Source organism: Bacillus sp. MBGLi79 (assembly GCF_002953915.1).
Genome location: NZ_CP026521.1, coordinates 3,887,564 through 3,901,494, shown reverse-complemented (window position 1 = coordinate 3,901,494; position 13,931 = coordinate 3,887,564). Strand labels below are relative to the sequence as shown.

Sequence of the window (13,931 nt, the reverse complement as noted above, 5' to 3'; positions counted from 1 at the left end):
CTTCTCTTTTTATCCCAAAAAAATTATTGGGAAGTGCATTAGGTAACTTTAAATTTTCTTTTGTGTGAAATGAAATGTTTTCTTCTGTAGGGCTTTTACTATAAAAGCCAAAGCCTTGGGGAGACAATTGTTGCAAAAAATTTTTTTTGAACAGTGGATTCTGAGGTGAAATATTACTAAAGTAATAAGAAGAAAATAATAGGAAACATATAGTCATTACAGTTATAATTCCTTTTTTTTTGATATAGATTACCTCCTCTAAGCTAATATAATAATTTCAAAAAGATTATATAATAGCTAGTCAGAATAATCAAAAAAAAATGGATAATGAATAAATTAATGTAAATTATGCATTATTTTGTTTGTTTTCTTGAAGTTTGATATTCAACCATTTGGGTTGGACTTGAAAAAGTTCCCAGAATTGAATTTGGGAACTTTTTACGGCTTCGGCACATATTTAAAAATGTCTTCGCTCTCAAAAAACTCAATCAAACGGCTGAGCCAATTATAATAATCGAGCCATTCCTTTAATTCCTTCAGCAGTTCATTCACTTTTTCTTCCGCTTCAGGAGTAAGCTCTTCATCCAACACGCTAAGCAGCTCCCGATTGAGTTTTTTATGCATCATTTTGTTTTTGCTGACGACTTTGCTCCAAGTGGCTGAAAACAGCGTGATAAACGTTTGATAGTAATCCTGTTCAACCTCATATAAATCTTTTCGGACGCCCTTTTCGAACACCTTCTCGGCAATATTGGCATCAAGCATTTCCCGCACTACCTGGCTCATGCGTGTTTTGCTCATGCCGGTGGCCTCAGATAATTCGGTAAGCGTCATCGGTTTTCGATTCATATAAATAATGCCCAGCACACGTCCGACGGTAGAGGGCATTCCAAATGCATGCATGTTTTCCGCAATTCTTTCTATAAAATGGTCCTCGGCTTGTTCAATGATCGTTAACGGATCTTTCTCCAACGGTTTCATCCTTTCAGCTAACAATTCCGATGTCAATATACCACATTTTTGATACGGCGAAAATGCTGTCAAAAGAGAATTTGGCAGGAAATTGGAGCAATAAGGAGATCAACACATGTCAATGCGGGTAAATCAGCGTTTACACATACTTTATAAATAATATGAACAAATTGTAAACTTTTTATTTTATAAACTTTAATCTATAATGGGAAGCATTCAATTGTCTGAAAAATTAAATTTAAACTGAACAAATTGAATAAATTTAATTTTGGAGGTGCGATGTTTGCTGACATTAGAAAATGTCTCGAAAACATATAAGGGCGGCAAAAAAGCCGTGAACAACGTGAATCTTAAGATTGCAAAAGGCGAATTTATCTGTTTTATCGGGCCGAGCGGCTGCGGAAAAACGACAACGATGAAAATGATTAACCGATTAATTGAGCCTTCCGCCGGGAAGATTTTCATTGACGGCGAAAACATTATGGAACAGGATCCTGTAGAGCTCAGGCGCAAAATTGGCTATGTGATTCAGCAAATCGGCCTGTTTCCCCATATGACCATTCAGCAGAATATCTCACTCGTCCCAAAACTGCTGAAATGGCCGGAGCAGCAGCGGAAAGAGCGGGCGCGTGAGCTTTTAAAATTGGTCGATATGGGGCCAGAATATTTAGACCGTTACCCTCATGAATTAAGCGGGGGGCAGCAGCAGCGAATTGGTGTATTACGGGCACTTGCCGCGGAGCCGCCGCTTATCTTAATGGATGAACCGTTCGGGGCACTCGACCCGATTACGAGGGATTCCCTTCAGGAAGAATTTAAAAAACTGCAAAAAACCTTACATAAAACCATCGTATTTGTTACCCACGATATGGATGAAGCGATTAAGCTGGCAGACCGGATTGTGATTTTAAAAGCGGGAGAAATCGTTCAAATTGGAACGCCCGATGACATTTTGAGAAATCCGGCAGACGAATTTGTTGAGGAATTTATCGGCAAGGAGCGGCTGATTCAGTCATCCAGCCCGGATGTTGAACGGGTTGACCAGATTATGAATACTCAGCCTGTAATGATCACCGCGGATAAAACGCTTTCTGAGGCCATTCAGCTGATGAGGCAGGAACGGGTTGATTCATTGCTTGTCGTCGATGACGACCACGTTCTGCAAGGTTATGTCGATGTTGAAATCATTGATCAATGCCGGAAAAAGGCCAATCTCGTAGGAGAGGTTTTACATGAAGATCTATACACAGTATTGGGAGGCACATTGCTGCGCGACACGGTCCGCAAAATTTTAAAACGGGGTGTCAAATATGTCCCTGTTGTGGATGAAGACCGGCGCTTAATCGGAATTGTGACGAGAGCAAGTTTGGTCGATATCGTGTATGACTCCCTCTGGGGAGAAGAAAAGCAGCTCGCGGTATTGTCATAGGGAGGGGATAAGTCATGCATCATATTGTTCAATTTTTGCAAACCAACGGAGGCGAGCTTTTTTATAAAACATACGAGCATATTACGATATCGCTCATTGCTGTTATCTTAGGCGTGCTGGTTGCCGTCCCCCTCGGCATTGTGCTGACCAGAATGAAAAAAGGAGCCGGCATCATTATCGGCATTGTGAATATCATTCAGACGCTGCCGAGTCTGGCTATCCTTGCCTTTTTTATCCCGCTCCTTGGTGTAGGGAAGGTTCCAGCCATTGTGGCTTTGTTTTTCTATTCTGTATTGCCGATACTTCGCAACACGTATACCGGCATTCGCGGCGTCAACAAAAATCTTCTCGAGTCTGGCAAAGGCATCGGAATGACACCGGCTGAACAAGTCCGCTTGGTGGAGCTGCCGCTTGCCGCGCCAGTGATCATGGCGGGAATCAGAACATCGACGATTTACTTAATCGGCTGGGCCACGCTTGCTTCTTTTATCGGAGGCGGCGGATTGGGTGATTACATTTTTATCGGACTAAATTTATATCAGCCGGAATATATCATCGGGGGCGCGGTTCCCGTCACAATATTGGCGGTTGTGATTGATTATGTGCTGGCAGTGGCTGAACGAAAACTGACACCTGCCGGCATGCAGAGGTTGAAGGAAGTGTCATAAGGAGGCGGCTTATGAAAAGAAAATATCTTACATTAATGATCGGTTTAGCACTTGCGGCAACATTGACGTTGAGCGGCTGTTCGCTTCCTGGTCTCAGTGCCGCTCCAGACCAGACCATTAAAATCGGCGCGCAAAGCATGAGCGAATCAGAAATCATCGCCAGCATGCTTGGCCAGTTGATCGAACACCATACTGATCTCAAAACAACAACAATTAAAAATCTTGGTTCCAACGCGGTGCAGCAGCAGGCTTTAATGAACGGGGAAATCGACATTGCAGCCACAAGATATACGGGAGACGCGCTGACAGGAACGTTGAGAATGCAACCGGAAAAAGACCCGGACAAAGCGCTGGCGCTTACTCAGCGGGAGTTTAAAAAAAGATACGATTTAAAATGGTATGACTCCTACGGGTTTGATAATACGTACGTCTTTACGGTCAGCAAAAAGCTGGCAGATCAATATCATTTAGAAACTGTATCAGACGTAAAAAAACGGGCGCCGCAATTAAAACTTGGCGTCGATAACTATTGGATGAAGCTCAAAGGAAACGGCTATCAGGATTTTACGAAAACCTACGGCATGACATTCGGCGGCACGTATCCAATGCAGATCGGCCTTGTGTACGATGCGGTGAAAAGCGGAAAAATGGACATTGTGCTTGCGTATTCAACCGATGGAAGAATCAAGTCCTATGGTCTCAAAATGCTGAAGGACGATAAACAATTTTTCCCGCCGTACGACTGCTCTCCGGTTGTTCCGGAAAAGGTGCTCAAAGAACATCCTGAGCTTGAAGGCATCATCAAGAAAATGATCGGAAAAATCGACACAGCCACGATGCAGGCGCTTAACTTTGAAGTCGACGGCAATCTAAAGGAACCGTCTGTCGTTGCCAAGGAATATTTAGAAAAGCATCACTACTTTGAATCGTGAAAGGGGGGTGAGGTCAATGAACGTGCTTGAACAGTTAATGACGTATTACGCGCAGAATGGCAGTTATGTCATGGATGAATTCGGCCGCCACTTTCTTATGTCGGCTTACGGCGTTTTGTTTGCCGCTGCCGTCGGGGTCCCGGCCGGAATCCTCATCGCGCATTTTCGCCGTTTGTCAGCCTGGGTGTTCGCCGTAACAAACGTTATTCAAACAATCCCCGCGCTCGCCATGCTGGCCGTCTTGATGCTTGTTATGGGGCTCGGCGCAAATACCGTGATTGTATCATTATTTCTGTATTCCCTGCTGCCGATTATTCGAAACACGTACACAGGGATTGTCAGCATTGAGCATGCCTACCTAGAATCGGGAAAAGCAATGGGCATGACGAAATTCCAAGTGCTCAGAATGGTTGAGCTCCCGCTCGCGCTTTCTGTCATCATGGCGGGCCTTCGCACGGCTCTCGTCATTGCCATTGGGATTACAGCAATCGGCACATTTGTCGGCGCCGGAGGCCTTGGGGACATGATCGTCCGCGGATCAAACGCGACAAACGGAACTGCGATTATTCTAGCCGGGGCGATACCGACTGCGGTGATGGCGGTGGCAGCCGATTTGCTCATGGCCTGGCTGGAGCGGGCATTAAGTCCGGTGAAGAAAAAAAGAACAAGAGCCAAACATGTTCAATCAGCTGCATAGAATAAAAAAAGAGGCTGGAGTCCAGCCTCTTTTTTCTATTTAAATTGTAAACTGATCCATCTTTGCATTAAGCTCCTTCGCCAGCCGTTCCAACTCCTCAGCATTTTGAAGCACTTGATCCATCGAATGGGCGGATTGCTCGGTAATTGAAAATGTTTCTTCAATGCCGGCGGCCGACTCTTCGGATACAGAAGCGATATTTTCAATCGATTGATTGATGGTAATCGATTGGTTTGTTAACTGCTTCAGGCCATCCGTAACTTCCTTAATGCTGTCTGCAACATGAGTGACAGATTGTTTGATATGCTGCATAGCCTGTCCGGTGTCTGTCAGGTTTTCCGTTCCTTTTTCGACTTCTGTAAAGCTGCTTTCCAAGTACTTAATAACGGAGTGGATTTCCTGCTGTGTCCCATTTACAATCCGGGTAATGTCCTGCACGGAATCAGAAACGCCGTCAGCCAGCTTTCTGACTTCATCGGCCACAACGGCGAAGCCTTTGCCGCTTTCTCCTGCGCGGGCAGCTTCAATCGCGGCGTTAAGGGACAGCAAATTCGTTTGCTCGGCAATCCCGTTGATGACCTGAACGAGCTTGTTGATATCCTGAGAATGCTGTTCAAGTGATCTCACTTTATGCACGGCTTCTTGAACGATATGGTGGATGGTTTTCATTTGCTGTAATGACGTATCCATATTTTCGTTTCCGCTTACCGCGAGTTCGAGAACGTTTTGAGACGTATCGCTGATTGTAATGCCGTGATTATAGGCTTTATCAATGCTTTCGGTAAACTCATTCATCGATTCGGCAATCGTCACAGCGTCTTGGGCTTGCTGTTCAGAGCCCTCAGCCATTTCGTTCATCGTTTCAGTAATATGTTTGCTGCCGGATCTTGTTTCGTTCGTTGCGGTAGCAAGCACCTGTGAAGAAGAAAGAACCCGGCTTGAGATGTCTTTAGAATATCCGACAATATCTCTCAGATTCCCTACCATTTTTTGCAGGGCTTCATTCAGGTCGCCCAGCTCGTCTTTTGAGTTGAGCGGCTCCATGTCGTTCGACAAATCTCCCTCGGCAATATGATTGGCAGACTCCTTCATGCGAATGATAGGCTTTACAATGTTTCGCGCGATATAAAGCCAGATGAAAATGCTGACGATGATCGAAGCTGCCACAAGCAGAGCAGTATAAATGAGCCCTTTTTGATAGACGGCCTTCGTTTCTTTTACTGCTGTGTTGCTGCCTTCTTTATTGTAGTCAACAAGCTGAGTGATTGTTTTTTTCATATCCTCAAAACTGGTCTCAGTTTGGACCAATAAACCTCTTGCTTTGTCCATGTCATTAGTGCGGCCGCTCTCGATTATTTGCGCATGAATATCGATATAGGTGTTCACTTCAGTTTGAAGCTGCTCGAACAGTTTCTGCTCTTTATCAGTGGAGATCGTTTTTTTATAGCTATCAAGCTTTTGGTTAATGTCTTCCATGATTTGATTCATTTCTTGATCAAGTGTATCCATTTTACTTTTGTCTGTATAAATCAGAAAATCCTTTTCTTTAGAAGACAGGTGCTCAGTTACATAATTAATTGAAGTGATTCCTTTGATGCCGTCAATCCATTTCGTGTTGATTTCATCTGTTTTTTGAATGATATGCTGCATATTAAGAACGCCTATTCCGCCTACAAGTAAATTGATCAGGATCAGTGTCAAAAATACCAGGCTGAATTTGCGGGAAATCGTCAGTCGCATATAGTGGTCTCCTTTAAAATCGTAATGTGTGGATGTACTATATATCGGCTGAGATATCTTTTTTTCACCTGGAAAATAAAAAAATAAAAAACGGTTCTTTTTCTCGTCTTTGAGATCAGAACCGTTTTAGCAATTAGTCAAGAAAGGAAGGGTCAATCCATTCAGTCGCCCATTTAGAAATCTCACCTAAAATGGGGGCTAGCGCCTTTCCTTTATCGGTCAATGAATATTCGATGCGAACCGGAGTTTCAGGGATGACATCCCGCTTTACTACTCCTTCAAGCTCAAGTTCTTTCAGCCGTTCTGACAGAACTCTGCCGCTTAGATTTGGAAGTGCTGCTTCAATTTCGCTAAATCGCTGCGACCCGTTTAAGAGCTGAAATACGATTAAAGCGACCCAGCGTTTACTTAAGATGTCGACTGCTTTTTCAAATCTAGGACACATTTCTGATTGGTTCATACTTTTCACCTCGTCTGTCACTATTATAACGCAAATAACGAGGGAAGGTATGCAAGCGTGATTGATGAAATGCAGAAAGAGGAACAAGGGATTATGAGGAAGAAGCGCGTTTTTTTGCTTCCGAAGATAAAAAATCGAAGTATTTGCTGAGATTTTCAATATCCTGCTTTGAAAGATGTTCCCATTTTCGGCTATTGAAAATCGGGAGGTGCTCCGCTCCGCGCGTGACAGCCGTCTGGTAAATGTCATAAACGGACTGATAGCTTTCAGATGCTTCGCGGATTTCTTTAGGAAAGGCCTGAATATGGCCTGCGGCGGCCATTAGGTCTTCGTACGGCACCTTCAGGACGGACGCCAGTTTTTTGATCGTGGCGGGTTTTGGCGTCCCGCGTTTGCCGTTTTCAATTTTTGAAATGGTGGCCGAGCTGATGCCTGAGTACACCGCAAGCTGATTCACTGTCAGTTTGCGGGCGCGGCGCAGCTCCCGTAATTGCTGTCCGAACGGTGACATGGTCTATCGCCTCTCATTTCTATCAATAGTCAGTCATCAGCAGACCGTTTTTTGGCTTCGTCTGAAATAAACGAAAAATAATGATCGAGCATGAGCAAATCTTCTTTATTGAGATATTGCCATTTTTCGTTCTCAAGAAGCGCAAGGTTTTTCAGGTCATAGGCCTCCGCTTTTTCGAGCAGCTTGCATTTTGTTTCATAAGGGGCCTTGGCTTCATGCACTTCTTCGATATAACCAGCCTTGTACATAAGCCCCTCATAAGGAATTTTTAAGGCCTCCGCCAGTTTTTTGATGGTGGCGGGTTTGGGAACACCCCGTTTTCCGTTTTCGATTCTGGAGATGCCGGCCGCGCTTACGCCTGAATAAGTCGCCAGCTGGTTGACCGTTAACTTTCTCTCCTCGCGCAATGCCCGCAATTGTTCGCCAAAGCTTTCCATATGTCTCACCCCGTCCCTCGCTGTTACTCATATTTTAGTATGTTTATTGACTAAAGGGAATAGGTAGACTGGAAATGTATTGACAAAAGTTAACATAAGCCGTAATGTAAAACTATAGAAAAAAGTTTTTTCAGGAATGGAAGGTGAGGAAAGTGCCAGTAGAAAAGATACAGATTAGACGTGATTATGTCTTGCAGTATATGGTTAATAACGATTATTCCCTTAATCAGCTTGCGCTGGAAATCGGAGTCTCACCCGCCACACTGAGCCGCGTGCTGAATGGTGAAAGGAGGCCGGGGCAGCTTGTGATTGGTAAAATGCTTCACTACTTTAATTTGAAATTTGAGGATCTTTTTTACTATGATTTTATTGACAAAAGTCAATAAAAGAGAAAAAACGCAAGAAGATCCAAGCGTTTTCTATCTTGAATGATGTGTCAGCACAAACCCTGTCACCAGTTCATTGCACGTTTTCCATTGTTTTGTCGGCAATTGATGTCCCTGATATTCCAATCTGAAAAATTCGGCATGGCTGCACGCCCTTCGGTAATAGCCCGCGTTTGTAAAGGTCCAGTCCCGCAGGCCGCCATACATAAAAAGCATTGGCATGTTTAGCCGGGGCAGCTGTTCAATGCAGTTGTAGCCTAGCGAATCCTGATAATACTGATGCCAATGGGTCTGGTCTGCTTTTTTCATATGGTCTGCTAATATGCTGCGAAGCTGTCTGTCTTTTGTGTGGCTCCCAGCGAGGATTCTCATGAGCAAACCGGGGTTTTTTTCAAGCAGATACATTCCCAGTTTGTGCAGCTTCTGGCCAATTACATTATGAACAGCGGGGTAGGCGCCGGACAGAATCAGGTGTGAGACTTTGTCCGGGCGGGTGAAGCCGATGTGCTGTGCGATTAAGCCCCCGGCAGAATACCCGAATAACACAGCTTTATCAATGGACAAAGCGTCCATGAATTGTACGATCTCGTTCGCATAATAGGAAATAGAAGCGGGTTCACCCGTGTGTTCACTGTCACCGTGCCCGCTTAAATCGGGAAAAATCACCCTGAAATGCTCTGAAAGAAGGCGTTGATAATAAAAAACCTTGCGTCCCATGCCGGGCGGGTGGATAAAAATGATAGGGATTCCCTGTCCATATTCTTCATAAAAAAGATGTTTCCTGCTGACTATGCTGATAAGCGGCATCGCTTTTCTCCTTTGACATTTTCATATGAATAGGGTAACCAAAACAAAACGTCTTATCCAGCCTTTTGGCGTCTGATACAGCGTGACATGCCAACCCTTTTCATGTAAAATAGAAGTAATGTAGCCAGTGAGTCTGGAGGTGTAAGGGATGCACGCAGTTTTGATTACCTTATTGGTTATCGTCAGCATTGCACTTATTATTGTCGTTTTGCTTCAATCCAGTAAAAGCGCCGGTTTATCTGGTGCGATTTCAGGCGGAGCGGAGCAGCTCTTCGGGAAACAAAAAGCAAGAGGTCTTGATTTAATTTTGCACCGCATTACGGTAGTGCTGGCAGTCTTGTTTTTCGTGTTAACGATTGCGCTTGCTTATATCCTATAGGGCAATGTTTGTATAAGGTCTGATGTGAAGTCAGGCCTTTTTCACGTTTCTGGCTGATATTCAAAACGTTTTTTTCTGATTAAACTGTGGAAAACTATAATGATCGTGCAGATAGAAAGGGAGACATGAGCATGAAAGTTGTGACACCAAAACCATTTACATTTAAAGGCGGGGACAAAGCGGTGCTTTTGCTGCACGGCTTTACAGGAAATACAGCGGATGTAAGGATGCTGGGTAGATATTTGAATGAACGGGGCTATACGTGCCACGCGCCTCAATATGAAGGACATGGCGTCCCGCCTGAAGAACTTGTACATACGGGGCCTGAAGACTGGTGGAAAAACGTAATGGATGGCTATGAATACTTAAAATCTGAAGGCTATGAGAGCATTGCTGCCTGCGGACTGTCGCTTGGCGGGGTTTTTTCGCTGAAATTGGGTTACACTGTACCCATAAAGGGAATTGTCCCAATGTGCGCACCGATGCACATTAAGAGTGAAGAGGTTATGTATCAGGGTGTTCTTTCATACGCTCGCAATTACAAAAAGTTTGAGGGGAAAAGCCCTGAGCAAATTGAAGAGGAAATGAAAGAATTTGAAAAAACGCCGATGAATACCCTCAAGGCGCTGCAAGACTTAATTGCTGATGTGCGGAACAATGTCGATATGATTTATTCACCGACATTTGTGGTGCAGGCCCGTCATGACCACATGATTAATACCGAAAGCGCCAATATTATTTACAACGAAGTGGAGACTGATGATAAACAGCTGAAATGGTACGAGGAATCAGGCCATGTCATTACACTCGACAAAGAACGTGACCTCGTCCATCAGGATGTGTATGAATTTTTAGAGAAGCTCGATTGGTAATCAACAGGAGGTCGGATAATGGAAAAAGAAGCATTTATGGAAAAGCTTCTCTCGTTTATGAAGGAAGAGGCATATAAGCCTTTGACTGTTCAGGAACTAGAGGAGATGTTAAAAATTACGGAAGCCGAGGAGTTTAAAGAGCTCGTCAAAGCGTTAGTCGCCTTGGAAGAAAAAGGGCTTATCGTACGGACGAGAAGTGACCGCTACGGCATTCCGGAGAAGATGAATTTAATAAAAGGAAAGATTTCAGCGCATGCGAAAGGATTCGCCTTTTTGCTGCCTGAGGATACGTCGTTAAGCGATGTGTTTATTCCGCCTAATGAGCTGAATACGGCAATGAACGGCGATATCGTCATGGTTCGCCTGAATTCACAGTCAAGCGGCTCCAGACAGGAAGGAACCGTCATACGGATTTTAGAAAGAGCGATTCAGCGGGTTGTCGGCACGTATACAGAAACGAGAAACTTCGGCTTTGTCATTCCGGACGACAAAAAAATCACGAGTGACATCTTCATTCCGAAAAACGGGAAAAATGGAGCTGCGGAAGGGCATAAGGTTGTTGTCAAGCTGACGAGCTATCCTGAAGGCCGCATGAACGCTGAGGGCGAGATTGAAACCATTCTCGGCCACAAAAATGATCCGGGCATTGATATTTTATCGGTCATTCATAAGCACGGCCTGCCGGGAGAATTTCCAGCTGACGCGATGGAACAGGCATCTAGTACGCCTGACACAATTGATGAAAAAGATCTGAAAGACCGCCGTGATCTCCGTGACCAGGTGATTGTCACCATTGATGGGGCGGACGCGAAGGATTTGGATGATGCAGTTACCGTGACGAAGCTGGACGATGGAAGCTACAAGCTTGGCGTTCATATTGCTGATGTCAGCCATTATGTAACCGAAAACTCACCGATTGACAAAGAAGCGCTTGAAAGAGGGACGAGTGTGTATTTGGTTGACCGTGTCATCCCGATGATTCCGCACAGATTGTCAAACGGCATCTGCTCCTTAAATCCAAAGGTTGACCGCCTGACGCTTTCTTGTGAAATGACCATTAACAGTCAGGGACAGGTGACAGAGCACGAGATCTTCCAAAGTGTCATCAAAACAACGGAAAGAATGACATATTCAGATGTGAATAAAATTCTTGTTGACGATGATGAAGAGCTGAAACAAAAATACGAGCCTCTTGTTCCGATGTTCAAAGACATGGAGCGCCTGGCTCAAATTCTTCGCGATAAGCGGATGGACCGCGGCGCCGTTGACTTTGATTTCAAAGAAGCAAAGGTGCTTGTCGATGACGAAGGAGCGGTTAAAGACGTTGTGATCAGAGAACGCTCTGTCGCCGAGAAGCTCATTGAAGAATTTATGCTTGTGGCAAATGAAACAGTAGCGGAGCATTTCCATTGGATGAATGTCCCGTTTATATACCGGATTCACGAAGAGCCGAATGCTGAAAAGCTGCAAAAGTTTTTAGAGTTTGTGACGACATTTGGCTATGTGGTGAAAGGAACGGCGGGAAATATTCACCCGCGTGCCCTGCAAAGCATTCTGGACGCTGTGCGTGACAGACCTGAGGAAACGGTTATATCTACTGTTATGCTCCGTTCGATGAAACAGGCGAAATACGACCCGCAAAGCTTGGGGCACTTCGGTCTGTCAACGGAATTCTATACGCATTTCACATCGCCGATCCGCCGTTATCCGGACTTAATCGTTCACCGTCTAATCCGTACGTATTTGATCAACGGCAAAGTCGATGAAGCGACACAGGAAAAGTGGGCTGAACGCCTGCCGGATATCGCCGAACATACATCATCTATGGAGCGCCGTGCAGTTGATGCCGAGCGTGAGACGGATGATCTGAAAAAAGCGGAATACATGCTTGATAAAATCGGTGAAGAGTTTGACGGCATGATCAGCTCTGTGACAAACTTCGGAATGTTCGTCGAGCTGCCGAATACAATTGAAGGTCTCGTCCATGTCAGCTTTATGACTGATGACTACTACCGTTTTGACGAACAGCATTTCGCAATGATCGGCGAACGGACAGGAAACGTCTTCCGCATCGGGGATGAAATCACAGTCAAGGTTGTCGATGTCAATAAAGATGAGCGCAATATCGACTTTGAAATCGTCGGCATGAAGGGCTCTCCACGCCGTCCGAGAGAATTGGACAGCAGCCGGAGCAGAAAACGCGGAAAACCTGCCAGAAAACGCGTTCAAAGCACCAATACACCTGTTTCTCCAGCGCCGTCTGAGGAAAAAGGAGAATGGTTCACTAAGCCGAAGAAGAAAAAGAAAAAACGCGGCTTCCAAAATGCGCCGAAACAGAAACGGAAAAAGAAGAAATAACAGCTCAACCAGCAAATAGGGCCGCAGCGCTCTATTTGCTTTCTTTCGGAAACAGCTTTTCATTGTAGCGGTACGTGACATTTGGTAAAATAGAGCGTATCGCAAAAGGTGGACAGTTTTTCCTTAGAGAGAGGAGGTTCTGGCATGCCAAAAGGGTCAGGAAAAGTATTATCTCAAAATAAGAAAGCCAACCACGATTATTTTATAGAAGAAACCTATGAAACAGGCATCGTTCTGCAAGGAACCGAAATCAAATCGATTCGCGCCGGCCGCGTAAACCTTAAGGATTCCTTCGCCAAAATCGAACGGGGAGAAGTGTTTCTCCACAATATGCACGTCAGCCCATATGAGCAGGGAAACCGCTATAACCACGATCCGCTCCGTACGAGAAAGCTGTTAATGCACCGTAAGGAGATTAACAAGCTGATCGGGTTAACAAAGGAAAAAGGTTATTCTCTCGTTCCGCTGAAGCTATATTTGAAAAATGGCTTTGCCAAAGTGCTTCTCGGCCTTGGAAAAGGGAAGAAGAACTATGACAAACGGGAAGACCTGAAGCGCAAGGACGCGAAGCGGGAAATCGAAAGAGCATTCAGAGACAGTCAAAAAGGCTTCTAAAGGCATAGTGCTTGATTCGAAAATCAGGCCTGTGCTATACTGTGTTCACGTTCAGATCACAACGCTATTCATTTGAAGGATTTGACAATTGAAAAGCGCCGTGATCATGTTATAATAAGACTATAGCCAGTTTGAGTGAGAGCTTGATATTTTCTCCCGTATTTCCCTTATACCAAGGGGACGTTACGGATTCGACAGGGATGGATCGAGCTTGAGCTGCGAGCCGAGAGGCGATCTCGTAAACACGCACTTAAATATAACTGGCAAAACTAACAGTTTTAACCAAAACGTAGCATTAGCTGCCTAATAAGCGCAGCGAGCTCTTCCTGACATTGCCTATGTGTCTGTGAAGAGCACATCTAAGTAGGCTACGCTTGCGTTCCCGTCTGAGAACGTAAGAAGAGATGAACAGACTAGCTCTCGGAAGGCCCGCCCGCAGGCAAGAAGATGAGTGAAACCATAAATATGCAGGCTACGCTCGTAGACGCTTAAGTAATCGATGTTTCTGGACGTGGGTTCGACTCCCACCGTCTCCATAATTAATTCAAGAGCCTTGGAATTGTTGAATATCAACGTTTCAAGGCTTTTTTAAAATATTATAATGTACTAAATTTTTTACAATTAGTTCTACCTTAATTGCTTCTTAAAAAACTATTATTCTTATAAAA

15 protein-coding genes, 1 other RNA gene and 1 pseudogene are annotated in these 13,931 nt (G+C 44.6%); 10 read left to right on the top strand and 7 right to left on the bottom strand.

The annotated features are described in order from the left end of the window. Together sdpA and C1T29_RS19930 are read right to left on the bottom strand one after the other, a co-directional pair. Window positions 1-217, bottom strand: a pseudogene (gene sdpA, locus C1T29_RS19935) (sporulation-delaying system protein SdpA); the annotation flags it as partial. A 221-nt stretch (window positions 218-438) separates the two neighbouring features. Beyond that, window positions 439-972 carry a GbsR/MarR family transcriptional regulator gene (locus C1T29_RS19930; protein WP_003243347.1) on the bottom strand — a complete coding sequence of 178 codons (534 nt, stop codon included), beginning with the start codon at window positions 970-972 and terminating at the stop codon, window positions 439-441. A gap of 283 nt (window positions 973-1,255) precedes the next feature. Between C1T29_RS19930 and opuBA the strand changes: the two genes are divergently transcribed. The 4 genes from opuBA to opuBD are packed head-to-tail and all read left to right on the top strand — an operon-like array spanning window position 1,256 to window position 4,698. Further along, window positions 1,256-2,401 (top strand): choline ABC transporter ATP-binding protein OpuBA, encoded by a 1,146-nt coding sequence (opuBA, locus tag C1T29_RS19925; protein ID WP_095431902.1) that lies wholly within the window; start codon window positions 1,256-1,258, stop codon window positions 2,399-2,401. Window positions 2,402-2,415: 14 nt separating this feature from the next. Next, complete coding sequence (opuBB, locus tag C1T29_RS19920; RefSeq protein ID WP_095431901.1) at window positions 2,416-3,069, top strand: choline ABC transporter permease OpuBB; 654 nt, start codon at window positions 2,416-2,418, stop codon at window positions 3,067-3,069. Window positions 3,070-3,080: 11 nt separating this feature from the next. Then, window positions 3,081-4,001 (top strand): choline ABC transporter substrate-binding lipoprotein OpuBC, encoded by a 921-nt coding sequence (gene opuBC / locus C1T29_RS19915; RefSeq protein WP_095431900.1) that lies wholly within the window; start codon window positions 3,081-3,083, stop codon window positions 3,999-4,001. Between the two features lie 16 nt (window positions 4,002-4,017). Then, window positions 4,018-4,698, top strand: a complete 681-nt coding sequence (gene opuBD, locus C1T29_RS19910; protein WP_071580896.1) for a choline ABC transporter permease OpuBD — start codon at window positions 4,018-4,020, stop codon at window positions 4,696-4,698. Window positions 4,699-4,737: 39 nt separating this feature from the next. Here the strand turns inward: opuBD and C1T29_RS19905 are convergent, their stop codons facing one another. The 4 genes from C1T29_RS19905 to rghR all read right to left on the bottom strand — a co-directional run bounded on the left by C1T29_RS19905 (window position 4,738) and on the right by rghR (window position 7,846). Continuing rightward, complete coding sequence (locus tag C1T29_RS19905) at window positions 4,738-6,438, bottom strand: methyl-accepting chemotaxis protein (RefSeq protein ID WP_095431899.1); 1,701 nt, start codon at window positions 6,436-6,438, stop codon at window positions 4,738-4,740. Window positions 6,439-6,571: 133 nt separating this feature from the next. After that, window positions 6,572-6,898 (bottom strand): catDE operon transcriptional regulator CatR, encoded by a 327-nt coding sequence (gene catR / locus C1T29_RS19900; protein WP_003242888.1) that lies wholly within the window; start codon window positions 6,896-6,898, stop codon window positions 6,572-6,574. A gap of 91 nt (window positions 6,899-6,989) precedes the next feature. Further along, entirely contained in the window at window positions 6,990-7,409 is a 420-nt protein-coding gene (locus C1T29_RS19895) for a helix-turn-helix domain-containing protein (protein WP_014665398.1), read from the bottom strand. Window positions 7,410-7,438: 29 nt separating this feature from the next. Then, window positions 7,439-7,846: a transcriptional repressor RghR gene (gene rghR / locus C1T29_RS19890; RefSeq protein ID WP_014665397.1), complete on the bottom strand. Its 408-nt coding sequence runs from the start codon at window positions 7,844-7,846 to the stop codon at window positions 7,439-7,441. A 152-nt stretch (window positions 7,847-7,998) separates the two neighbouring features. Between rghR and C1T29_RS19885 the strand changes: the two genes are divergently transcribed. Beyond that, entirely contained in the window at window positions 7,999-8,232 is a 234-nt protein-coding gene (locus tag C1T29_RS19885) for a helix-turn-helix domain-containing protein (protein ID WP_003220031.1), read from the top strand. A gap of 33 nt (window positions 8,233-8,265) precedes the next feature. Here the strand turns inward: C1T29_RS19885 and C1T29_RS19880 are convergent, their stop codons facing one another. Continuing rightward, window positions 8,266-9,039 (bottom strand): alpha/beta fold hydrolase, encoded by a 774-nt coding sequence (locus C1T29_RS19880; RefSeq protein ID WP_103750211.1) that lies wholly within the window; start codon window positions 9,037-9,039, stop codon window positions 8,266-8,268. A gap of 148 nt (window positions 9,040-9,187) precedes the next feature. On the opposite strand from C1T29_RS19880, the gene secG reads away from it, so the two are divergent. The 5 genes from secG to ssrA all read left to right on the top strand — a co-directional run bounded on the left by secG (window position 9,188) and on the right by ssrA (window position 13,802). After that, on the top strand, window positions 9,188-9,418 hold the full coding sequence (secG, locus tag C1T29_RS19875; protein ID WP_003220028.1) for a preprotein translocase subunit SecG: 231 nt from the start codon (window positions 9,188-9,190) through the stop codon (window positions 9,416-9,418). A 131-nt stretch (window positions 9,419-9,549) separates the two neighbouring features. Next, window positions 9,550-10,290: an alpha/beta hydrolase gene (locus C1T29_RS19870; RefSeq protein WP_003242610.1), complete on the top strand. Its 741-nt coding sequence runs from the start codon at window positions 9,550-9,552 to the stop codon at window positions 10,288-10,290. A gap of 18 nt (window positions 10,291-10,308) precedes the next feature. Continuing rightward, window positions 10,309-12,648, top strand: a complete 2,340-nt coding sequence (gene rnr / locus C1T29_RS19865) for a ribonuclease R (protein WP_014665394.1) — start codon at window positions 10,309-10,311, stop codon at window positions 12,646-12,648. Between the two features lie 144 nt (window positions 12,649-12,792). Further along, window positions 12,793-13,263, top strand: a complete 471-nt coding sequence (gene smpB / locus C1T29_RS19860; RefSeq protein WP_003220025.1) for an SsrA-binding protein — start codon at window positions 12,793-12,795, stop codon at window positions 13,261-13,263. A 176-nt stretch (window positions 13,264-13,439) separates the two neighbouring features. Continuing rightward, window positions 13,440-13,802: a transfer-messenger RNA gene (ssrA, locus tag C1T29_RS19855) on the top strand. Window positions 13,803-13,931: the final 129 nt, after the last annotated feature.

What these genes read in the sequence shown, in the direction of transcription:
- smpB (WP_003220025.1), top strand. Translation starts at nt 12,793, where the DNA reads ATGCCAAAAGGGTCAGGAAAAGTATTATCTCAAAATAAGAAAGCCAAC.
- rghR (WP_014665397.1), bottom strand. Translation starts at nt 7,846, where the DNA reads ATGGAAAGCTTTGGCGAACAATTGCGGGCATTGCGCGAGGAGAGAAAG.
- secG (WP_003220028.1), top strand. Translation starts at nt 9,188, where the DNA reads ATGCACGCAGTTTTGATTACCTTATTGGTTATCGTCAGCATTGCACTT.
- opuBD (WP_071580896.1), top strand. Translation starts at nt 4,018, where the DNA reads ATGAACGTGCTTGAACAGTTAATGACGTATTACGCGCAGAATGGCAGT.
- opuBB (WP_095431901.1), top strand. Translation starts at nt 2,416, where the DNA reads ATGCATCATATTGTTCAATTTTTGCAAACCAACGGAGGCGAGCTTTTT.
- rnr (WP_014665394.1), top strand. Translation starts at nt 10,309, where the DNA reads ATGGAAAAAGAAGCATTTATGGAAAAGCTTCTCTCGTTTATGAAGGAA.
- C1T29_RS19905 (WP_095431899.1), bottom strand. Translation starts at nt 6,438, where the DNA reads ATGCGACTGACGATTTCCCGCAAATTCAGCCTGGTATTTTTGACACTG.
- C1T29_RS19895 (WP_014665398.1), bottom strand. Translation starts at nt 7,409, where the DNA reads ATGTCACCGTTCGGACAGCAATTACGGGAGCTGCGCCGCGCCCGCAAA.
- opuBC (WP_095431900.1), top strand. Translation starts at nt 3,081, where the DNA reads ATGAAAAGAAAATATCTTACATTAATGATCGGTTTAGCACTTGCGGCA.
- C1T29_RS19870 (WP_003242610.1), top strand. Translation starts at nt 9,550, where the DNA reads ATGAAAGTTGTGACACCAAAACCATTTACATTTAAAGGCGGGGACAAA.
- C1T29_RS19880 (WP_103750211.1), bottom strand. Translation starts at nt 9,039, where the DNA reads ATGCCGCTTATCAGCATAGTCAGCAGGAAACATCTTTTTTATGAAGAA.
- catR (WP_003242888.1), bottom strand. Translation starts at nt 6,898, where the DNA reads ATGAACCAATCAGAAATGTGTCCTAGATTTGAAAAAGCAGTCGACATC.